Raw genomic sequence first — 21,037 nt, 5'->3', positions numbered from 1 at the left:
ATAACCAGCGGCTCGGTTCACCCCCAACCATGCGGCCGATCGTCCTCTCGACCGGTCGAACCCCGGTGCCTTGCACCATGAGGAGTGGACAATGGCGTCTTCGACCACCGCACCGACCCCGTCGGTGACCGTCAACGGGGAGCGCTTCGGCCTCGACGACGTGCCCGCCTGGACGACCGCGCTGGACCTGATCCGGTCGCGCGGCCTCACCGGTGCCAAGGAGGGCTGCGCCGAGGGCGAGTGCGGCGCGTGCTCGATCCTCGTCGCGCGTCCCGACATCGGCACGGGCGGCACGGGCGGCACGCCCGAGGGCACGACCTGGACGGCCGTCAACGCGTGCCTGGTGCCCGCGGCCTCGCTCGACGGCCAGGAGGTGGTGACGGCCGAGGGGCTGGGCACCCCGTCGCAGCTGCACCCCGTGCAGCGAGAGCTCGCGGTTCGTGGCGGGTCGCAGTGCGGCTACTGCACGCCGGGCTTCGCGTGCAGCATGGCGGCCGAGTACTACCGGCCGGGCCGGTGCAGCGGGGCCGCCGGACACGAGGAGGCTCCCACTGCAACGGAGTCCGAGCTCGGTGCCGCGCACGAGCACGGACCCAACGGCTTCGACCTGCACGCCCTGTCGGGCAACCTGTGCCGGTGCACCGGCTACCGGCCGATCCGCGACGCCGCGTACGCGTTGGGTGAGCCCAGCGAGTCCGACGTGCTCGCGGCGCGGCGCGGGCAGCCGGCCCCGGCAGCGGTCGCCACACGCGTCAGCGGCCCTTCTGGGGGCTACGCCCGGGCGGCCGACCTCGCCGACGTCTTCGCGCTCATGGCCGAGCACCCCGGGGCCGTGCTGGTCGCCGGCTCGACGGACTGGGGCGTCGAGGTGAACCTCCGCGGAGTGAGGGCACCTCAGGTCATCGGGATCGACCGGGTCGAGGAGCTGCGCGGCCTGGAGGTGGGCGACGCCTCGATCGAGATCGGTGCCGCCCTGACCCTGTCCGAGGTCGAGAGCAGGCTGGCCGGGCGCGTGCCGCTGCTCGGACAGGTCTTCCCGCAGTTCGCCTCGCGCCTCATCCGCAACGGCGCCACGATCGGCGGCAACCTCGGCACCGGCTCCCCCATCGGCGACCTGCCTCCGGCGCTCCTGGCCCTCGAGGCGGGCGTCGTCCTCGCCTCACCACGCGGTGAGCGCGAGGTGCCGCTGGCCGACTACTTCACCGGATACCGGCAGACGGTCCGGGCCGCCGACGAGGTCATCCGGGCGGTGCGGGTCCCCGTGCCGCTCGCGTCGATCTCGGCGTTCCACAAGATCGCCAAGCGCCGCTTCGACGACATCAGCAGTGTCGCGGTGGGCTTCGCCGTGACCGTCGAGGACGGCACCGTCCGCAGGGCCCGGATCGGTCTCGGTGGAGTCGCCGCGACCCCGATCCGCGCGCGGGCGACCGAGGCGGCCCTCGAGGGCCGCGCCTGGACCAAGGAGGTCGTCCGCGAGGCCGCTGCGGTCATGCGCCGTGAGGGCACTCCGCTCGACGACCACCGAGCCAGCGCGGTCTACCGGAGCACGATGCTGGGCACCGCCTTGCTCAAGCTCCATACGCAGCACGCGACGCAGGAGGAGGTCGGAGCATGAGCCAGCTCTCCGAACGTCCGACGAATCCCGTTGTCGGACAAGAGATCCCGCATGAGGCGGCAGCGCTGCACGTCACCGGTCGCGCGCTCTACACCGATGACCTCGTCGGACGCACCGCCGACGTGCTGCATGCCTGGCCCGTGCAGGCACCACATGCCCGGGCCACCGTCACGGCGCTGCGCCCCGAGCCGGCATACGCCGTCGATGGCGTCGTGCGGGTGCTGACGGCCGCCGACGTCCCCGGCGTCAACGACGCCGGCGTCAAGCATGACGAGCCCCTCTTCCCCACCGAGGTCATGTACGTCGGCCACGCCGTCTGCTGGGTGCTCGGCGAGACGCTCGAGGCCGCACGCCTCGGTGCGGCGGCGGTGGAGGTCGACTACGACGTCCATCCCGCGATCGTCACCGTCCGCGAGGCCATCGCCGCGGAGGCGTTCCAGGGGGCACAGCCTCGCCTCGAGCGGGGGGACGTCGCGGACGGCCTCGCGCGATCCGCCCACGTCGTCAGCGGCGAGATCGAGTTCGCCGGTCAGGAGCACTTCTACCTCGAGACCCACTGCTCGCTGGCCCTCGTCGACGAGAACGGACAGATCTTCGCCCAGTCGAGCACCCAGCACCCGAGCGAGACCCAGGAGATCATCGCCCACGTGCTCGGCGTGCCGAGCAACGAGGTCACCGTGCAGTGCCTGCGGATGGGCGGCGGCTTCGGGGGCAAGGAGATGCAGCCGCACGGGCTCGCCGCCATCGCCGCACTCGGCTCGACCCTCACGGGTCGGCCGGTTCGCCTGCGGCTCAACCGAACCCAGGACATCACGATGACCGGCAAGCGACACGGCTTCCACGCCGAGTGGCGCGTCGGGTTCGACGACGAGGGGCGCCTCCAGGCCCTCGACGCCACCCTCACGGCCGACGGCGGGTGGAGCCTCGACCTGTCCGAGCCCGTGCTCGCCCGGGCCCTGTGCCACATCGACAACGCCTACTGGATTCCCGACGTCCGCGTGAACGGGCGCATCGCCCGCACGAACAAGACGTCGCAGACGGCGTTCCGCGGGTTCGGCGGCCCTCAGGGCATGCTCGTCATCGAGGACATCCTCGGCCGGTGCGCCCCGCTGCTCGGGCTCGACCCCGCCGAGCTGAGGCGGCGCAACTTCTACGTCGACGGCCAGAGCACGCCCTACGGCCAGACCGTGCGGCACCCGGAGCGGCTCGCGACGGCCTGGGACACCGTCGTCGCCACCGGCGAGCTCCCGCGTCGCCGGGCTGAGATCGAGGCGTTCAACGCGAGCCACGAGGACACGAAGCGAGCCCTGGCGATCACGCCGGTCAAGTTCGGCATCTCCTTCAACCTCACCGCCTTCAACCAGGCCGGAGCGCTCGTCCACGTCTACAAGGACGGCTCGGTCCTCATCAACCACGGCGGCACGGAGATGGGCCAGGGCCTGCACACGAAGATGCTGCAGGTCGCGGCCACGACTCTCGGGGTGCCGTTGCACAGGGTTCGGCTCGCGCCGACCCGCACCGACAAGGTGCCGAACACGTCTGCCACCGCAGCGAGCTCGGGCGCCGACCTCAACGGCGGTGCGGTCAAGAACGCGTGCGAGCAGATCCGTGAGCGGCTGGCACAGGTCGCCGGCGGCAGCCTCGGCGTGCACCCGGGTGACGTGCGGTTCGACGACGGGACGGTGCACACCCTGGGCGCCGCCGGGGAGCAGATCGCCTGGGACGACCTCGTGGAGCTGGCGTACTTCCAGCGGGTCCAGCTCTGGGCGGCCGGCTTCTACCGCACCGAGGGCCTGCACTGGGACTCGTCCCGGATGCAGGGCTCTCCGTTCAAGTACTTCGCCTACGGCGTGGCCGCGACCGAGGTGGAGGTCGACGGTTTCACCGGCGCGTACCGCACCCTGCGCGTCGACATCGTGCACGACGTCGGCGACAGCCTCTCGCCCCTCGTCGACATCGGCCAGATCGAGGGCGGCTTCGTCCAGGGCGCCGGCTGGCTCACGCTCGAGGACCTCCGCTGGGACGAGAGCGACGGTGCCACCCGCGGCCGGCTCGCCACCCAGTCGGCCAGCACCTACAAGCTGCCGTCCTTCTCGGAGATGCCCGAAGTGTTCAACGTGTCGCTGCTCGAGCACGCGCACGAGGAGGGAGCGGTCTACGGCTCCAAGGCGGTCGGGGAGCCGCCCCTCATGCTCGCCTTCTCGGTCCGCGAGGCGCTGCGCCAGGCCGCCGCGGCGTTCGGCCCTGAGGGCACGAGCGTCGACCTCGCCTCACCGGCGACGCCGGAGGCGGTCTACTGGGCCGTCGAGTCCGCCCGTGGCCAGCACGCCGACGACCGCGTGCCCGAGCATGCTGCGAGCGCCGGCATGACTCTCGGTGATGACGCGCCCGCGCCCGAACAGCCGTCGGGAGACGCACCGCGCATGCGCCCTGACTCCGAGCAGGTGTCTGCCGGCGTCACGGCCGGAGCAGGACGATGAACTGGGTGCGCGCCGTCGAGGCGCTGCGCCGGGAGCGGCGCGCCGGCGTGCTCGTGACCGTGACCGCCGTCCGCGGGCACTCACCCCGCGAGGCCGGGGCCAAGATGGTCGTGGCCGCCGACGAGGTGTGGGACACCATCGGTGGCGGCAACCTCGAGGCGACGGCCGTGGAGCGCGCCCGGGCGCTCATCGCCGGCGGCGAGACCGTGCCGCAGACGATGACGATGTCGCTGAGCGACAAGGCACCGAGCCAGTACGGGCAGCAGTGCTGTGGTGGTGAGGTGACCCTCCTGCTGGAGCCGCTGGCCGTCGTGCCGGCCGTCGCGATCTTCGGCGTCGGGCACGTCGGGCTCGAGCTGGCCCGCATCCTCGCGCGCCACGACCTCGAGCTGCACCTCGTCGACTCGCGTGCCGAGCACGTCGAGCCGCGCCGGCTCACCGTACTCGGTGACGCGGTCGCCCGGATCCACGTGCACCACTCCCCCGTGCCCGAGGTCGTGCTGGGCCAGGTCCCGAGCGGCACGCACGTGCTGGTCATGACCCACGACCACGCCGAGGACGCCGCGCTGTGCGACATGGCCCTGCGCAGCGGCCACCTCGGCTCGATCGGGCTCATCGGGTCGTCGGCCAAGTGGCGTCGCTTCGAGGTGCTCCTGCGCCGCGAAGGCCATGACGACGCGGCGCTGGCCCGGATCACCACTCCCATCGGGCTGCCAGACGTCGTCGGCAAGGACCCGGCGACCATCGCCGTGAGCGTGGCCGCCGACCTGCTGCGCAGGTTCGCCGCATCCTCAACGTCATCGGCGGCATCGTCATCGTCGGCGGCGGCGTCGGCCGTCCCGGCCGGGGACCGTTCGGAGGCGACGTCGTGACGATCTACCGCGGCACCTTCCTCGACACCCCGGACTCGGACGGCCCGACAGGCAACGTCCTGCGCGCCGACGCAGACATCGCCCTTCGTGTGGTCGAGGGCACCATCGTCGAACGGGGCGCCGACGCGGACGTCCGGGGCCGGCACCCGGACGACGACGTCGTGGACCTGCGCGAAGGCATCGTGCTCCCCGGCCTCGTCGACACGCACGTCCACTTCCCTCAGGTCCGCGCCATCGGCGCCCTCGGGATGCCGCTGCTCCAGTGGCTCGACCAGAGCGCCCTGCCGGAGGAGGCCCGGCTCGCGTCGGTCACCTACGCGCGGGAGGTGGCGACGGAGTTCGTCGCCGGCCTCGTCTCCGCGGGCACGACGACCGCGCTCGTCTTCGGCTCGCACTTCGCGAGCGCCGTCGACGCGCTCTTCGAGGAGGTCGAGCGGGTCGGCGTACGCGTCACCGCCGGGCTCGTGGTCAGCGACCGTTCGCTGCCCGACGTGCTGCTCAGCACTCCGGAGCGGTCGTACGACGAGGCCGTGGCGCTCGCCGGGCGCTGGCACGGGCGCGGCCGCTCGAGGTATGCCGTGACCCCGCGCTTCTCGTACTCCGCGAGCGACGACCTGCTCGACTCGTGCCGAGCCGTGCTCAAGGACGTGTCGGGCGCGTGGTTCACGTCGCACGTCAACGAGAACGCTGCCGAGGTCGCGGCCGTGGCCCGGCTGTTCGCCGATGCCGAGCACTACGTCGACACCTACGACCGCCACGGCCTGGTCGGTCCGAGCACTGTCCTCGCGCACAACGTCCACGCGACCGAACGTGAGCTGACGCTGCTCGCCTCGCAGGGAGCCGCGGTGGCGCACTGCCCGACGAGCAACGCCGCTCTCGGCAGCGGTCTCTTCCCGCTGCGGGCCCACGCCGAGCACGGCGTGCGTGTCGCGCTGGGCTCGGACGTGGGCGCCGGCACCGGCTTCTCGCTGTTCAAGGAGGGGCTGCAGGCCTACTTCATGCAGCAGCTGCTGGGAGCTGACGGCCTGCCACTCACGGCTCCGGACCTGTTGCACCTCGCTACCCGGGCAGGCGCCCTCGCGCTGGGTCTGGACGACCAGGTCGGCGACCTGTCGGTGGGCAAGCAGTTCGACGCCGTCTGGCTGCGTCCCAGCGTGGGTGACCCTCTCGACGTGGGCATGCGTCATGCGGCGTGCGCGGAGGACGCCCTCGCCAAGACCTTCGCGCTCGCCTGCGCGTCCGACCTGGCAGGGGTCTGGGTGGGCGGCGACCGCCTCAAGGCCTAGGAGCAGTCCTGGGCCGGTCCCGGCTCAGGACTGCTCGTCGGCGAGGACGGCCCGGTAGGCGGGCAGGGTGAGGAAGTCCGGGAAGTCGTCGGAGACGGCGCTGCCGACGAAGAGCTCGCGCGCCCGGTCCCACAGGGGGTCCGCGTCGAAGGACTCCTCGCCCACGGCGGCCCGGATGGCGGCATACTCCTCGGCGACCACCTGCCCGACGAGGTCGGGGGTCACCGTCACACCGCCGTCGAGGGTCACGTCGTTGTGGAGCCACTGCCAGACCTGCGAACGGGAGATCTCGGCGGTGGCGGCGTCCTCCATGAGGTTGTCGATGCCAGCGGCTCCGTTGCCCGACAGCCAGGCGTGGAGGTACTGGATGCCCACCGACACGTTGCCGCGCAGGCCTCCCAGCGTGCGGTCACCAGGCGTGGCGGAGACCGCGAGCAGGTCGCCCGCCTCGACGGAGACGTCCGGGCGCTGCCGGTCGAGCTGGTTGGGCCGGTCACCGAGGGTCTCACCGAACACCTCGGCGCACAGCTCGACGAGGTCGGGGTGCGCGACCCAGGACCCGTCGAAGCCGGCGCTTGCCTCTCGGCTCTTGTCCGCGCGGACCTTCGCGAAGGCGCGCTCGTTCGCCTCGGCGTCGCGGCGACTGGGGATGAACGCCGCCATCCCCCCGATTGCCATGGCCCCCCGGCGGTGACACGTCGCGACGAGGAGGTCGCTGTAGGCCTTCATCATCGGCGCGTTCATCGTCACGTCGTTGCGGTCCGGCAGTGTGAAGGCGGGGCCGGCGTCCCGGAAGTTCTTGATGATCGAGAAGAGGTAGTCCCACCGTCCGGCGTTGAGGCCGGCCGCATGGTCGCGCAGCTCGTAGAGGATCTCGTCCATCTCGAAGGCGGCGGTGATCGTCTCGATCAGCATCGTCGCGCGGATCGTCCCGTGCTCGAGACCGAGGGCCTCCTCGCTGTGGGTGAAGACGTCGTCCCAGAGCCTCGCCTCCAGGTGCGACTCCATCTTCGGCAGGTAGAAGTAGGGCCCGCGGCTCTGGCGGAGCAGCTCGTGCGCGTTGTGGAAGGCGTACAGGCCGAAGTCGAGCAGGGCTGCGACGACGGGCGCTCCGTCGAGCGTCACGTGTGCCTCGTCGAAGTGCCATCCCCGCGGCCGCGGCACGATGACGGGCGTGGCATCCGCGTCTCGGAGCGCGTAGTGCTTGCCCTCCGGGCTCGTGTACGCGATGGTCCCGCGGACCGCGTCGCGCAGCGTCACCTGGCCACCGACGACGTTGTGCCAGTGCGGGGTGTTGGCGTCCTCGAGGTCGGCGAGCCACACCTTGGCCCCGCTGTTCAGGGCGTTGATCGCCATCTTGCGGTCGGTCGGGCCGGTGATCTCGACCCGGCGGTCGAGCAGCGCAGGGGGCGGTGCGGCGACGGTCCAGTCGCCCTCGCGGACGTCGGCCGTATCGGGCAGGAAGTCGAGCGTGCCTCCGGCAGCGAGCGCCTCGCGACGCGCGACCCTGGCGCGGAGCAGCTCGTCCCGCCGGGCCCCGAAGCGGCGCTGGAGGTCGGCAACGAAGGCCAGCGCCTCGGGCGTCAGCACCTCGTCGCTGCGCTCCACGGGCGGTCCGTCGACGGTGGGGGTGCCGCTGGCTGCCATGCTCGCTCCTTGCTGCTGGTCGGACACGCGGTCCCGCTCCGGAGGCGTCGCCGCTCTCCCTGAGAGACTTGGTCCGAGGCGGACGGTCCAGCCAGTATCAGGACCTCGCTGGGTTATGATTTCATCATACGGAAAATACTTCTCACAAACATGCTTGTGTCGTGAGACGAGCCGACAGGTAGGACGCATGCCCGCACGGACGACCGGAGCGCGATCGACTGCCCTCTCCAGTGCCCGCTCCAGCGCCGCATCGAGCGCGAGCTCCTCGGCCTCCGGCGGGGGCGCCCGATCGGGCACGGGCAACGGGACCAAGGCCGCGGGCGGCGTCCAGTCGCTCGACCGCGCGTTCGCCATCCTCGAGACGATCGCCGACGCCGGCGGGGTGATCGGCCTGTCGCAGCTGGCGACCGCCACGAACCTTCCCTTGCCGACGATCCACCGGCTCGTACGCACGCTCGTCGACCTCGGGTACGTGCGCCAGGAGCCATCCCGCCAGTACGCCCTGGGCCCGCGCCTCATCCGCCTCGGCGAGACCACGTCCCGGCGCCTCGCCAGCTGGGCTCGACCGCACCTGTCGGCTGTCGTCGCCGAGCTCGGCGAGTCGGTCAACCTCGCCATGCTCGACGGTGACCAGGTCGTCTACGTCGGTCAGGTCATGCCGTCACAGAACTCCATGCGGATGTTCACCGAGGTGGGCCGCCGCGTCGACCCGCACACGACGGCAGTGGGAAAGGCGATCCTCGCCTCGTGCGACGACGACGTGATCCGTGGGTTGCTCAGCCGCACGGGGATGGCGAGCCGCACCGAGCACTCGATCACCACGCCGGACGAGTTCATCGCCGAGATCGAGCGGACCCGCAGCCGCGGCTACGCCCTCGACAACGAGGAGCAGGAGCTCGGCGTTCGCTGCGTGGCAGTCGCTGTCCCCGGCGACAGTCGGCTCGCGGTCTCGATGTCCGGACCGCTCACGCGCATGGGCGACGGCATGGTGGACAAGGCGGTGCGACCGCTGAGGGCCGCCGCCGACGCCATCGCCGCCGAGCTGCACACGCGCGACTGAGCATCGCGCCCGTCGCGACGGGCCGGCCACGTATGCCGCGTGGCTCGGCCCAGCCTCCGGCATCAGGCGTCAGTTGTGCCGATTCCGGCCCGCGGCCGGCCGCGACCTGCCTAGAGTCGCCGACGACAGGCACAGGGGGCATGGAGTGGCAGAGGGCGGATCCGCGCGGGCGCGCGCCGAGCAGCTGTGGGGGCGGGCGGCTGTCGAGCGCGAGAAGCAAGAGGCCGCTCGCGAGCTGGCGGAGTCGCTCGAGGCGCAGGCCAGGGCCTGGGACGCGGGAGCCGAGGGCGAACGTCGCGTCGCAGCCGCGTTGGCGCACCTGCCGGACGGGTGGGTCGTGCTGCACGACCGGCTGCTGCGACCGGGCCGGAGCGGCGTCAACCTCGACCATGTCGTCGTGGGTCCCGCCGGGATCTTCCTCGTCGACGCCAAGAACTGGGCCGGCGGCACGACCGTCCATGACGGCAACCTCTGGCAGCACGCGGGCCGCAGCGCACCCAAGGGCGCCGAGCTCGACAGACTGAACCGCTTCGCCGGCGAGATGGAGAAGTCGCTAGGGGTGCCGGTAGTCCCTGTCGTCGCGCTCGCCGGCGGCCACGGGTCGAGGTTCCGCCCGCAACGAGTCAGGGGCGTCGACATCGTGCCCTGCGCCCGGCTCGCGAAGTGGCTGCGAGGCCAGCCTGCAGGCGCCGACACCATCAGCGTGGACCTCTTGGCGCGCAGGGTCGCTCACACGTATCCCCCGGCGTCTGCTGAGGAGACCATGAGCGCCACCGCGGCAGCCGCCACCAGGCCTTTGACCGTGAATGACGTCGTACGGTCGTCACGGCCTGGCGGCTCCCGCTCCACAACGCGCACGCCGACAGCACGTCGGCGAACGCGGTCTGGCCGTCGTAAGCGGTCCGCCGCACCTGCCCTCGTCGGCGTCCTGGGCCTGATGGCGCTCGTCTACGTCGGCCCGCACGTGATCCCCCATCTCCTCCAGAGCGTGGTCCCCGGGCCGGCGATCTCCTCGAGCGGCTCCACACCCGAGACGGGAGCGAGGGCGCCTGGTAATGGCTGCCACGCCCTCACGAAGGTCACGATCCAGAGGGTCACGGGGTCGAGAACCGTCCTCGAGCGGCCTCTCAGCGGAGACGACGTCTGCACGTGGTGGCTCACCAAGCCCCGCTACGCGAGCGACAGGGCCGACGTGACCCTGACGACGGGGCTGACGGTCCGGACCCGTTTCGCTGCCGGCGGGACGACCGGCTCGCGGATCGACATGCTCCCCGGCGAGGTCTCGGCCTGGCTGCCGGAGGATACGACCCTCAGCGGATGGAAGAGTCGCACCAGGGTCAGTCAGCCCTTCATCATCTCGCTGCGCTTCACGTATCCCCAGGGAGCGAGCGCGAAGCAGGCCCGCACCACCGAGGCGGCTGCCGAGAAGACGGTGACTCGCCTGGCCGAGGAGCTGGCTCGAGACATGTCGGCGCGGTCGGCCCCCAAGGCGCTGCTCCGAGGTGCCGCGTCAGCGGACGACCATCACGGGGCAGTGCGCGTCATGGATGACGCGGTGGCTCACCGAGCCGAGCAGCATGCCGGCGAAGCCGCCGTGTCCGCGTGACCCCATGACGACCAACCCGGCGTGCACGTCCTCGGCGTAGCCGGCGATCGCCGGGCCGACGGCGCCGCCGACGATGTTCGTGTGCACGTCGAGGCCCGGATGAGCCCGCCGGGTCTCGGATTCCACCGACGTCAACGTGGCTCGCAGGTGGTCGTGCATGGCATCGAGGATCTCCTCGCGCCCGAGGATCGTGTCGGTCTCGGGCCACGCCTCGAGCCCCCCGACGTTGTCGACGCACACGACGTGGAGCTGCGCCTCTGCGGCACAGGCGATGGGGATCGCGAGGTCGAGGGCCGCCTGGGCGTGCTTGGAGTCGTCGAACGCAACGACCACCGGACGCGACGGCCCCGCGTGGACGACCCCGGGTCCGCGCACCACAACCGCGGGGCAGTGCGCGTGGGCCGTGACGGCATACGACGTGGAGCCGAGCAGGCCACCCGTGATGGCGCCGTGGCCGCGCGAGCCAGTGACGATGAGATCCGCCTTGTCGGACATCTCGGTCAGCTCGGCGGCGGCGCTTCCGATCACGCTCAACGGTCGGATGTCCTTGCGGTCCAACGCCTTCGCGGCGATCTCGACCGCCTCGCTCATCACGCCATGCGCCATCTCGTCGTATGCGTGGGCGTGCACTGCCGGGTCGTAGGCCCCGAACGTCGGCGTCATGGTCAGGCCGACGGCGTGTAGCACCGTCAGCGGCCTTTCGTCACGCTTCGCGGTCTCGACCGCCCAGTCGAGGGCCTGGCGCGCCCCCGGCGAAGCGTCGTAGCCGACGACGATCCCGTAGTCCCTGACCTCGTCCGCGGTCTCATCCGTGGGGCTCGTGGCCGTACTCATCGCTCTCCCCTTCCGCCGTGGTCGGGGCCGCATGCTCCGGCCACTTCCATGGTGACTCGTCGGCGGCTCCTCGTGCGGGTTCTGTGACTCCTGAGACAGCGCAGAACGGTGGATTCCGTGCAGAATGCGTTAGTCGTCACTGACGTATCTGTCGTGACGGATGCCCTCTCCGCTGCAGAGCCCAACCGGCGCCGCATCCGCCGCTGCTGGGCAGGGGCCCACTCACGGTGAGCGAGATCGCGAGCGACCTCACCGTCACGCGCCCGGCGATCTCACAGCACCTGCTCGTCCTGGCCGATGCCGGGCTCGTGGACGCGGAGAAGCTCGGTCGCCAACGCATCTACCGAGTTCTGCCGTCCGGGCTGCGTCGGTTGCAGGCAGAGATCGACCGGTTCTGGACCGACGAGCTCGACCAGCTCGCCAAGGCCCACCCGCACCTCGACATGCCGGGCTGCTGCGAGGTCGAGGTGCACGAGGCTCAGCCCATCCCGGGCATGTGGCCCGAGCAGGTATGCCGCCGGGCGGGCTCACGCGAGCCCGGCCGGCGACATACCTGCTCGGCCGGTGTTCATGAGGCCTGCTCGGCTGCCCGGAGGATCGCCCCCGCGGAGACGTCGATGTCTGCCTCGGTGGTGGTGGCGTTGGAGACGGAGACCCGGATGAGGCGCTGGCCGCGCCACGTGGTGCCGCCGACCCAGCACGTGCCGTCGCGCTGCACGCGCGCGATCACCGCGTCGGTGCGCGAGGTGTCACCGATGCTGACCAGCACCTGGTTCAGAACCACGTCGTTGTGGATGGTCGCCCCTCCAGCCCTGAGCTGGTCGGCCATCCGCCGCGCGAGGTGGCAGGACCGGTCGACGAGATCGGCCACACCGTCGGCGCCCAGCTCTCGCAGGGCGGCCCAGACCGCGAATCCCCTTGCACGCCGTGATGACTCGGGCGTCAGATCGCCGAGGACGAAGTCGGAGTCAGCACCTGAACCGGTGAGGTACGAGGCGCTGTAGGACATCGTGGCCGCATGAAGGGCCGCATCGGCACAGAAGACCAGCCCGCAGTCGTAGGGGACGTTGAGCCACTTGTGGGCGTCAGTGCCCCAGGAGTCGGCAAGCTCGACCCCGTCGACGAGGTGCGCCGTGCGCGGGCTGGCTCCGGCCCAGAGACCGAACGCGCCATCGACGTGCACCCAGGCGCCGTGCTCGCGGGCGAGCGTGGTGGCGGCGCGGAGGTCGTCGCAGGCGCCGGTGTTGACGTTGCCCGCCTGCAGGCACACGATCACGGGTCGCCCCACCGTCGATTCGAGGGTGCTGCGCAGTTGCTCGATGTCGATGGCGCCCTGGTCGGTTGCGCCGACGGGTTCCACACTGCCCTGGCCGAGTCCGAGCAGACGGGCGGCGCGGTCGATGGTGGCGTGGCGTTCCTCGCTCGCCACGAGGGCGACCCTGGGCGCTCCGCAGAGACCGTCCTGTGCGACATCCCAGCCCGCGTCGGCGAGAACCCGTTGGCGCCCGACGGCGATTCCCACCGTGTTGGCTGCCTGCGCCCCGGTGACGAAACCCACGGATGCCGTCGAGGGGATGCCGAGCAGCTGCTTCGTCCACGTGCCAGCCGCTCGCTCGGCTGCTGCAGCTGCGGGAGACAGGACCTCGTTGTAGGCGCACTGGTCCCAGCCGGCGGCGAGGATGTCGGCGGCCGTCGCAGCCGGAGACGACCCCCCGATGACGAAGCCGAAGAATCGGGGACCGACCGTGCCGACGAGCCCCGGTGTCGCTGCAGCGACCAGCTGGTCGAGCACGTGGGACGGGTCGGCCGAAGCCCTCGCCAGGGGTCCGTTGAAGGAAGACGCGAGAGCTGCGGGATCAGGTGCGGGTTGGACTGGCCGGTCCGCGACGGTAGCGCGGTGGCGGGCACTCTCTGCGGCCGCGCGGGTGAACAGCTGGTGCAGGTCGACGTCCATGCCCGAACGTTCCACGGCTCCGTGTACGGACGCAAGGTGCCCCCGCATTTCCTTGCTCGAGGCGCGACAGCGAAGCGCGTCCTCTCGACTCGCGTCAGATCATGCCGAACGACGACGCGGCGCGGCGGCGGGTGCTCGTCGACGACCGGACGGGCACGGCCCTCGAGGTCGAGACGACGGCGTACCGTCCGACGGCCGCGATGCGGGCACATGTCGAGGCGGTCGACGGGACGTGTCGCGGCCCGGGCTGCACGGTGCCCGCGGCCAGGGGATCTCGACCACGAGATCCCCGGGCCGCACGGTCCGACCGCCGTCGGCAACCTGACCAACAAGCACCGCCAGCACCACAGCCTCCACACGCACGGCCACTGGCGTGTGTGTCGTGAGTCCGACGGCATCGTTCGCTGGCGCCCCTACCTGACGAGGCCCAAGGACTGGCTCGAAGTCGTGCACGACTCGTATACCTCCGGCGACTCATGCGCTCCCGGCGACCCGCCCTCACACAACGACGACACCGCCGTCAGTCGATGACCCTCCGCCGTTCTGACGACACAGCCGTTCTGACGACAGCCCCGTTCCAGCCGAATCAGGACGCTGCGGTCAGCGGCTCGGGCAGGCGGAACACTCCGTCACCCGTGGCGAGGTAGAAGCCGAGGAGGGGCACACCCGCCTCACCGCAGAGGTCTATGGCGCACTGGTGCCAGGCGCGGTCGATGTCGTCGGGCACAGTGCCACGGGGTCGCCCACGCCCCAAGAGCACGGAGCCGCCGCTGTCCGTGACGAGCGGCAGGACGAGCCTCAGCAGCTGTGTCAGCTCGCTCGCCTCGGCATCGGCCTGGATGTCGTGCAGCACGAGTGGCTGGAGACCGCGATGCTGGCTGTCGCAGATCATCAGACCGACGCAGCCGGTGGCCCGGTCAGCGTCGCCGATGATCAGGTCGATGACGTCAGCGGCGACGCGGCGGTCCGTGAGCGGAATCTTGCTGGCCCTGGGGGGGCAGGTCTTCGAAGGTCATGCCGGCCATCGTGACGGCGCCGCCCAGATCCTCGTCAGAGTTGTCCCCAGCCCACGCGTCCAGGTGCCTCGGCCGCCGTAGGCCTCGGCGTGCGCGTGCCAGGCAGCCTCCCGCGACGGCATACGTCCAGGGCAGTGGTTCGTCGACAAGGACGTCGCCGAGCCGTCGCCGGGTCGGCGTGACAGCACACGTGCGGCCTACGCTGAAAGGGTGACCACGTCGCGCTCCCTGTCGGTTCGGCGCTCGGGGCCGCGGCGCCCCCCGCGGTGGGTCCTCGTGGGCATCATGTCCGTCTCGAGCGCAGGACTCGTGGGCTGCGGTGGCCAGGGTCCTGGCGCCGCAGCACGTTCCGGGGTGACCGGCACCGTGCACCTCGGGCCGCAGTGCCCCGTCGAGACCGTCGATGACCCGTGTGACGACAGGCCCGCGTCGGGCGTCGCGGTCACGGTCGCCGAGCAGGTGCCGGGCGACTCGTACACGACCGGAAGAGCGGTCGCGAGCGGCCTGACCGACGCGGACGGCGTCTTCCGCATCGCGGTCGCTCCCGGCGACTACGTCGTGACCGCCACTGCAGGCATGTCCTGCGAGCAGTTGGATGCGCACGTGGTCGCGGACTCCTTTGCCGCCGTTGACATTCCGTGCGACACCGGCATCCGCTGATTGTGGACGCGTGAGCGGGTTCCAACCCCGAGCCACGTATGCCGCCCATCTGGCACGGGTGCCCGCTGAGCGGCATACGCGATGGGGTTCGGTCAGGCGACGCGCTGCTGGGGCGAGGTCTCCTTCGTCTTGGCCGGGTCGCGCTCGACGATGTCACCGAGGACGTCGTCGATCTTGGCGAGGAGCTCGGGCTCGAGCGTGACGCCGGCGGCCTTGACGTTCTCGGCGACCTGCTCGGGACGCGAGGCACCGACGAGTGCGGCGGCGACGTTCGGGTTCTGGAGCACCCACGCCACGGCGAGCTGCGCCATCGTCAGGCCGGCCTCGTCGGCGATCGGCTTGAGGTTCTGTACGCGAGTCAGCACGTCGTCGTTCATGAACCGCTTGATCATGTCGGCGCCGCCCTTCTCGTCAGCGGCGCGCGAGCCCTCCGGCGGCTTCTGACCCGGCCGGTACTTGCCCGTCAGCACACCCTGCGCGATGGGGCTCCAGACGATCTGGCTCACGCCGAGCTCCTCGCACGTCGGCACGACCTCGCCCTCGATGACGCGCCACAGCATCGAGTACTGCGGCTGGCTCGAGATGAGCTGGAAGCCGAGCTCCTTGGAGAGCTTCACGCCCTCACGGATCTGGTCGGCGCTCCACTCGCTGACGCCGATGTAGAGAGCCTTGCCCTGGCGGACGACGTCGGCGAAGGCCTGCATCGTCTCCTCGAGCGGTGTCTCGGTGTCGTACCGGTGCGCCTGGTAGAGGTCGACGTAGTCGGTCTGGAGCCGCTGGAGCGAGCCATTGATCGACTCCATGATGTGCTTGCGCGACAGGCCGGTGTCGTTCTTGCCGCCCGGGCCCGTGGGCCAGTAGACCTTTGTGAAGATCTCGAGGCTCTCGCGGCGCTCACCCTTGAGAGCATCACCGAGGACGGTCTCGGCCTTGGTGTTGGCGTAGACATCCGCCGTGTCGAAGGTGCTGATGCCGGCGTCGAGCGCGGCCTGCACGCATTGAGCCGCGACGTCGTTCTCCACCTGCGAGCCGTGGGTCAGCCAGTTGCCGTAGGTGATCTCGGAGATCTTGAGTCCGCTGTTGCCGAGGTATCGGAAGTTCATGCCGACCACCGTATGCCGCCGGGCACTGTGAGCCGGAGTCGCCGGGTCGCAGGATGAGACGCGTGAAGGCGGAACTGTCGGTGTGGGTACGGACGTTGCTTCAGTGACTGGCGGACGCCGGTTGTGCGGAATCTTCAGGTTCACTTGAACGTTGACCCGCACGAGAGAAGCGCGCGGGCAGACTGTCCGCGCCACAACCATGGAGGGGGTGCACATGAGGCGAAGGAAGTACGAAGAGTTCGAAGAGGACAACGGAACGATGCTGCGCTATGCCCGCCACGACAACGGCGGCGGCTTCGTCGAGTCGCACGCCCACGTCGACCCGACGGCATACATCGGTGAGTCCGCCTACGTCGACCGTGAGGCGGTCATCGGAGCGGGAGTCCGAATCGGCAACGGCGCCTGGATCGACCGTGGCGCGGTGGTCCACGCGGCGGCGGTCGTCGGGTCAGCCGCACACGTCGGCCCCGGAGCGGTCGTGGGACGGGACGCGAAGATCGGCGCGCGCGCGAAGGTCGGCAGCAACGCCCACATCTGGGACGGCGCCCGCGTCGACACCGACAAGGTCCTCCCCGAGGGCGCCGTCGTACGCCCCGGATCGCGCAGCCGCCGCGCAGCCTGACGAGCTCGCTGCGTCACCTGACGGTCACCAGCGGCCGTGGACGTGCTCGCGGATCTCGGAGTCGTAGACCTCACGCAGCCCCTCGAGGACGTCGTCCGAGAGCGGGCTCACGGCTGCCGAGGCGGCATTGCCCTGCACCTGGGCCTCGCTGCGAGCCCCGGGGATCACAGTGCTGACCCCGGGCTGGTCGATGACCCAGCGCAGCGCCACCTGGGCCGCGGGGAGGGGTGCGGCGAGCTCGCTCACCCGTCGTGCGGCGCGCACCCCGACGTCGAAGGGCACCCCCGAGAAGGTCTCGCCGACGTCGAACGCCTCGCCGCCGCGGTTGTAGCTACGGTGGTCGTCGGGCGCGAAGGTCGTGGTCTCGTCGTACTTGCCCGACAGCAGTCCGCTCGCCAGGGGCACGCGCGCGATGATCCCGACTCCAGTGGCCTCTGCCGCAGGTAGCACTTTCTCGAGCGGCTTGCGCCGGAAGGCGTTGAGGATGATCTGGACGCTCGCGACGTGCGGGCGGGCGATGGCCGTGAGCGCCTCGTCGCACGTCTCCACGGAGACGCCGTATGCCGCGATGGCGCCCTCGTCGACGAGCGTGTCGAGCGCGTCGTAGACGCGGTCGTCGGAGAAGACGGGAGTGGGCGGACAGTGCAGCTGCACGAGGTCGAGGCGCTCGACCCCGAGGTTGCGGCGGCTCCGGTCGGTCCACGTCCGGAACGCTTCGAGCGTGTAGGCCTCGGGCACGTGCGGGTCCGCGCGACGTCCCATCTTCGTCGCGACGGTCAGCCCTGAGTCCGGGCGCTCGGCGAGGAGCCGGCCGATGAGAGTCTCGCTCCGACCGTCGCCATAGACGTCGGCGGTGTCGAGGAAGGTGACGCCCGCGTCGACGGCCGCATGGAGCACCTTCATCGCCTCCGCCTCACCGACGGCGCCCCAGTCGGCGCCGAGCTGCCAGCAGCCGAGCCCGATGACGGAGACCTGACGACCGGTACGACCCAGTGGACGACTCTGCATGCGCCGAGCCTAGGGCCCGGTGGCCGGTGCCCCGGCGGCGGCCCGTGGCGCGGACTCGGGCGCGGCTGCAGACGGCGCAGCAGACGACGCGGCCGCGGCCTGGCGGACAGCCTCGGCCACCGCGGGCGCGACCTTGGTGTCGAACACGCTGGGGATGATGAAGCTGGCGTTGAGCTCGCCCGGCTCCACGGTGTCGGCGATGGCGGTGGCCGCCGCGACCATCATCTCGTCGGTGATGTCCGAGACGTGGGCGTCGAGCAGGCCCCGGAAGAACCCCGGGAAGACGAGCACGTTGTTGATCTGGTTCGGGAAGTCGGAACGACCCGTGGCGACGACGGAGGCGTGCTCGCTCGCGGCGATGGCGTCGACCTCCGGAACGGGGTTGGCGAGGGCGAAGACGATCGCGTCGGCGGCCATCGTCGCGATGTCGTCGCCGGTGAGCAGATCGGGGGCCGAGACCCCGATGAAGACGTCGGCCCCGGCCAGGACCTCCTGGAGCGTGCCGGTCTGCCGGCTGGCATTGGTGTGGTCGGCGATCCACTGGCGGAACGGCTCCATGCCGTCCTGACCAGCATGCACCGCCCCGCTGCGGCCGCAGGCGATGATGTCGGACGCGCCCTGGCTCAGCAGGAGCCGGATGATCGCGTGCCCGGCGGCGCCCACGCCGGAGACCACGATGCGTACGTCGTCGATCGACTTGCCCACGACGCGGAGCGCATTGGTCAACGCCGCGAGAACGACGATAGCCGTGCCGTGCTGGTCGTCGTGGAACACCGGGATGTCGAGCAGCTCGCGCAGGCGGGCCTCGATCTCGAAGCATCGCGGGGCCGAGATGTCCTCGAGGTTGATGCCGCCGTACACGGGTGCGATGGCTCGCACGATCTCTATGAGCTCGTCGGAGTCCTGGGTGTCGAGGCAGACCGGCCACGCGTCGACCCCCCCGAACTGCTTGAAGAGCGCCGCCTTGCCCTCCATCACCGGGAGGGCCGCGAGGGGCCCGATGTTGCCGAGGCCGAGCACGGCCGACCCGTCGGTGACGACGGCGACGGTGTTGCGCTTGATCGTGAGGCGTCGCGCGTCCTCGGGGTGCTCCGCGATGGCGCGGCAGATCCTGGCGACGCCGGGCGTGTAGGCGCGGGACAGGTCGTCACGGTGCTTGAGCGGCACCTTGGGGTTCACCTCGATCTTGCCGCCGAGGTGGAGCAGGAACGTCTGGTCGCTGACCTTGCGCACCACGGCTCCGGGGATTCGCGCGATGGCCTCGGTGATGAGCTGTGCGTGAGCCTCGTCCGTCGTGTCGCACGTGACGTCGACGACGATTCGGTCGGTGCGGCTCTCGGCCACGTCCAGTGCCGTGAGCGCGCCGCCGGCCGACGCCACAGCGGTCGTCAGCGCGGCAGTGGCGGTGGACACGGCCGGCAGCTCGGCCCGGACCGTGATCGAGTACCCGGGGCTCGGGGTGGCCATGAGCGATCCTCCTGCTTGGTTGGGACTGCCGACCCGCCCATCCTCCACCCGTGGCTCCGTCACGGCGCACCCACACGCCCGGCCGATCCACGACTTCCGCGAGACGGCAGGGCCTGCGGGGTAAGGGCCCTGCATGACCTCGCGACACGCCCTTCGACAGCTGCCCCCTCCCGCGAGGGCCGCCGTGGCCCTCGAGCAGGACACGCGCCTCGATCCGGTCGTCGACACGCTCGGCCGGCTCACCGCCCCGTTCGGCCGTCAGGCCGCCCGGGCGGCGCTGGGCGGTGACTGGATGGGGCACGCGCTCCATCCGAGCCTCACCGACCTGCCTCTCGGCCTCTGGACCGCGACCACCGTGCTCGACCTGTTCGGCGGCAGCGCCGCGAGACCGGCCGCCCAGCGCCTGCTCGGCATCGGGTTGCTGTCTGCGGCTCCGACCGCGGCATCGGGCTGGGTCGAGTGGCACCGCACCGAGCGGCCCGTGCGGCGGGTCGGCGTGGTGCACGCCGCGCTCAACGTCACGGCCATCTCGCTCTACACGAGCTCGTGGACTGCCCGGCGCCGTGACCGTCACGGAGTGGGAACGGCGCTGGCCCTTGCTGGTGCCGGCGCCGCCGCAGCAGCCGGGTACCTCGGCGGGCACCTGGCGTCGGCGCGAAAGGTGTCGAGCCGCCACCCGGCATTCGATGGAGCAGGGCGATCAGGGCCTGGAGCGGATGCCGACGGTGCCGGCGGGGTCGGCAACCCGGCGACGGTACCCGGGCGGCCGGCACCGGACGTGCTCGAGGCGGTCACCGCCCAGCACGCTCGCATCCGGCTCATGCTCCAGGAGCTGGGCACCGCCGGCACCGACGACCGAGCCGCCGCACTGCGACACCTGCTCGCCTACCTGGCGGGTCACGAGGCCGTGGAGGAGGAGCTGCTGCATCCGCGCGTCCCTGCGGTGGACGGAGCCGATGTGGGCGCCGAGCGACTCCGCGAGGAGGCGGGGGTCGCCCTGCAGCTCGAGCGGCTCGAGCAGCTGGGCGTCGACTCGCAGGCCTTCCGCACGCAGCTCAGCCTCATCGAGGAGGCCGTCACCCGGCACGCGCAGGCCGAGGAGCTCGAGGAGCTGCCCGGCCTCGCCGAGCAGCTCAGTGACGCTGATGCCGCGGTCGTTGTGAGGGCGTTCGCGGCGCAGGAGGCCTGGGCACAGACCCGCAGCGGCAGCTTCTCCGAGATGCTCGAGGCAGCGAAGGGTGAGGTTCGCCGCCTCGCGTCGGCGCAGGCCTGATCGCGCCCGGTCGTACGGCGCGTCCTGCTTCGGGTATGTGGCAGGACGTCAGTCCGTCCACGAGAAGGAGCCGAGACGATGGCAGTGACGAGCTTCCAGGACCTTCCACTCGCCGATCGCGACCGGGAGTGGGACGGTGACGCGGCCGAGAAGCGCGTGCGCCAGCTCGCGGGCGCGGAGGACGAGCCGAACGAGCGGTACCGGGACGCCCACGTCTGGTACGACGCCGACAAGAAGGACAACTTCACGGCATACAAGCTGCTCATCGCCGACGTCGTCGGCGGCAGGCTCGTCGCCGTGCCACGCGGCGTCATGGCGGCGGCTGCCGTGATGCAGGGCTCTCGGGGCGGGGTCGACCTGCCGAGCAAGGACGTCGACCGCGTCAAGAGCCACCTTGCGAAGTACTACAAGAAGATGGGCGAGGACGCGCCGTGGGAGCGCGACTGAGCGCAGACGTGACGTAGGTGTGGCGTAGGTGTCGCGGCCGGAGGCGCCGTCAGGCACGAGCCCGACGGCGCCTCGTTCTGACCCCCG

The 21,037-nt window shown here is 71.1% G+C and carries 18 protein-coding genes and 1 pseudogene; 11 read left to right on the top strand and 8 right to left on the bottom strand.

Features of this window, described 5'->3' with window-relative positions; all coding sequences use genetic code 11:
* Nucleotides 1-91: 91 nt before the first annotated feature.
* Genes H9I49_RS17420 through guaD form a run of 4 tightly spaced genes read left to right on the top strand, consistent with a single transcriptional unit; the run spans nucleotide 92 to nucleotide 6,253 of the window.
* On the top strand, nucleotides 92-1,615 hold the full coding sequence (locus H9I49_RS17420) for a xanthine dehydrogenase small subunit (RefSeq protein ID WP_188031632.1): 1,524 nt from the start codon (nucleotides 92-94) through the stop codon (nucleotides 1,613-1,615).
* The gene (gene xdhB, locus H9I49_RS17415; protein ID WP_188031631.1) at nucleotides 1,612-4,095 is read left to right on the top strand and encodes a xanthine dehydrogenase molybdopterin binding subunit; all 2,484 of its coding nucleotides are present in this window, start codon (nucleotides 1,612-1,614) and stop codon (nucleotides 4,093-4,095) included. Before H9I49_RS17420 ends, xdhB begins: the two co-directional genes overlap by 4 nt.
* A complete protein-coding gene (xdhC, locus tag H9I49_RS17410) occupies nucleotides 4,092-4,967 on the top strand; it encodes a xanthine dehydrogenase accessory protein XdhC (RefSeq protein ID WP_188031630.1) in 876 nt (291 codons plus the stop codon). Before xdhB ends, xdhC begins: the two co-directional genes overlap by 4 nt.
* The gene (guaD, locus tag H9I49_RS17405; protein ID WP_188031629.1) at nucleotides 4,964-6,253 is read left to right on the top strand and encodes a guanine deaminase; all 1,290 of its coding nucleotides are present in this window, start codon (nucleotides 4,964-4,966) and stop codon (nucleotides 6,251-6,253) included. The genes xdhC and guaD overlap by 4 nt, the downstream gene beginning before the upstream one ends.
* A gap of 24 nt (nucleotides 6,254-6,277) precedes the next feature.
* Here guaD and aceB read toward each other — a convergent pair whose 3' ends face one another.
* Nucleotides 6,278-7,900, bottom strand: coding sequence for a malate synthase A (gene aceB, locus H9I49_RS17400; protein WP_188031628.1), 1,623 nt, complete (start codon nucleotides 7,898-7,900; stop codon nucleotides 6,278-6,280).
* A gap of 187 nt (nucleotides 7,901-8,087) precedes the next feature.
* On the opposite strand from aceB, the gene H9I49_RS17395 reads away from it, so the two are divergent.
* Nucleotides 8,088-8,960, top strand: a complete 873-nt coding sequence (locus H9I49_RS17395; RefSeq protein WP_188031627.1) for an IclR family transcriptional regulator — start codon at nucleotides 8,088-8,090, stop codon at nucleotides 8,958-8,960.
* A gap of 145 nt (nucleotides 8,961-9,105) precedes the next feature.
* Nucleotides 9,106-10,566: a nuclease-related domain-containing protein gene (locus H9I49_RS17390; protein ID WP_370587626.1), complete on the top strand. Its 1,461-nt coding sequence runs from the start codon at nucleotides 9,106-9,108 to the stop codon at nucleotides 10,564-10,566.
* On the opposite strand, the gene H9I49_RS17385 is transcribed toward H9I49_RS17390, so the two are convergent.
* Complete coding sequence (locus H9I49_RS17385) at nucleotides 10,471-11,400, bottom strand: universal stress protein (protein ID WP_188031626.1); 930 nt, start codon at nucleotides 11,398-11,400, stop codon at nucleotides 10,471-10,473. The genes H9I49_RS17390 and H9I49_RS17385 overlap by 96 nt on opposite strands.
* A gap of 227 nt (nucleotides 11,401-11,627) precedes the next feature.
* Between H9I49_RS17385 and H9I49_RS24560 the strand changes: the two are divergent.
* Nucleotides 11,628-11,696 (top strand): annotated as a pseudogene (locus H9I49_RS24560) (hypothetical protein); the annotation flags it as partial.
* Here the strand turns inward: H9I49_RS24560 and H9I49_RS24045 are convergent.
* The 3 genes from H9I49_RS24045 to H9I49_RS17370 form a co-directional block, all read right to left on the bottom strand.
* Nucleotides 11,673-11,873, bottom strand: coding sequence for a hypothetical protein (locus H9I49_RS24045; protein WP_255524040.1), 201 nt, complete (start codon nucleotides 11,871-11,873; stop codon nucleotides 11,673-11,675). The pseudogene H9I49_RS24560 and the gene H9I49_RS24045 sit on opposite strands and share 24 nt — an antisense overlap.
* 95 nt (nucleotides 11,874-11,968) lie before the next feature.
* Nucleotides 11,969-13,192: an aspartate aminotransferase family protein gene (locus tag H9I49_RS17375; RefSeq protein WP_370587625.1), complete on the bottom strand. Its 1,224-nt coding sequence runs from the start codon at nucleotides 13,190-13,192 to the stop codon at nucleotides 11,969-11,971.
* 748 nt (nucleotides 13,193-13,940) lie between these two features.
* The gene (locus tag H9I49_RS17370; protein WP_188031624.1) at nucleotides 13,941-14,246 is read right to left on the bottom strand and encodes a hypothetical protein; all 306 of its coding nucleotides are present in this window, start codon (nucleotides 14,244-14,246) and stop codon (nucleotides 13,941-13,943) included.
* A gap of 334 nt (nucleotides 14,247-14,580) precedes the next feature.
* On the opposite strand from H9I49_RS17370, the gene H9I49_RS17365 reads away from it, so the two are divergent.
* On the top strand, nucleotides 14,581-15,030 hold the full coding sequence (locus H9I49_RS17365) for a carboxypeptidase-like regulatory domain-containing protein (protein WP_188031623.1): 450 nt from the start codon (nucleotides 14,581-14,583) through the stop codon (nucleotides 15,028-15,030).
* 92 nt (nucleotides 15,031-15,122) lie between these two features.
* Here the strand turns inward: H9I49_RS17365 and H9I49_RS17360 are convergent, their stop codons facing one another.
* Nucleotides 15,123-16,133 (bottom strand): aldo/keto reductase family protein, encoded by a 1,011-nt coding sequence (locus H9I49_RS17360; protein WP_188031622.1) that lies wholly within the window; start codon nucleotides 16,131-16,133, stop codon nucleotides 15,123-15,125.
* A gap of 214 nt (nucleotides 16,134-16,347) precedes the next feature.
* Here H9I49_RS17360 and H9I49_RS17355 point away from each other — a divergent pair, with 214 nt between their 5' ends.
* Entirely contained in the window at nucleotides 16,348-16,755 is a 408-nt protein-coding gene (locus H9I49_RS17355) for a transferase (protein WP_188031621.1), read from the top strand.
* A gap of 24 nt (nucleotides 16,756-16,779) precedes the next feature.
* Here H9I49_RS17355 and H9I49_RS17350 read toward each other — a convergent pair whose 3' ends face one another.
* Entirely contained in the window at nucleotides 16,780-17,763 is a 984-nt protein-coding gene (locus tag H9I49_RS17350; RefSeq protein WP_188031620.1) for an aldo/keto reductase, read from the bottom strand.
* A 9-nt stretch (nucleotides 17,764-17,772) separates the two neighbouring features.
* On the bottom strand, nucleotides 17,773-19,230 hold the full coding sequence (locus H9I49_RS17345) for an NAD-dependent malic enzyme (RefSeq protein WP_188031619.1): 1,458 nt from the start codon (nucleotides 19,228-19,230) through the stop codon (nucleotides 17,773-17,775).
* Between the two features lie 133 nt (nucleotides 19,231-19,363).
* On the opposite strand from H9I49_RS17345, the gene H9I49_RS17340 reads away from it, so the two are divergent.
* On the top strand, nucleotides 19,364-20,503 hold the full coding sequence (locus tag H9I49_RS17340) for a hemerythrin domain-containing protein (RefSeq protein ID WP_188031618.1): 1,140 nt from the start codon (nucleotides 19,364-19,366) through the stop codon (nucleotides 20,501-20,503).
* Nucleotides 20,504-20,581: 78 nt separating this feature from the next.
* Nucleotides 20,582-20,950, top strand: coding sequence for a hypothetical protein (locus H9I49_RS17335; protein WP_188031617.1), 369 nt, complete (start codon nucleotides 20,582-20,584; stop codon nucleotides 20,948-20,950).
* Nucleotides 20,951-21,037: the final 87 nt, after the last annotated feature.

It is taken from the genome of Terrabacter sp. MAHUQ-38, from assembly GCF_014518425.1.
GTDB lineage: Bacteria > Actinomycetota > Actinomycetes > Actinomycetales > Dermatophilaceae > Terrabacter.
Note: the sequence above shows the minus strand (reverse complement) of the source record. Positions and strands in the feature narration are given on the sequence as shown.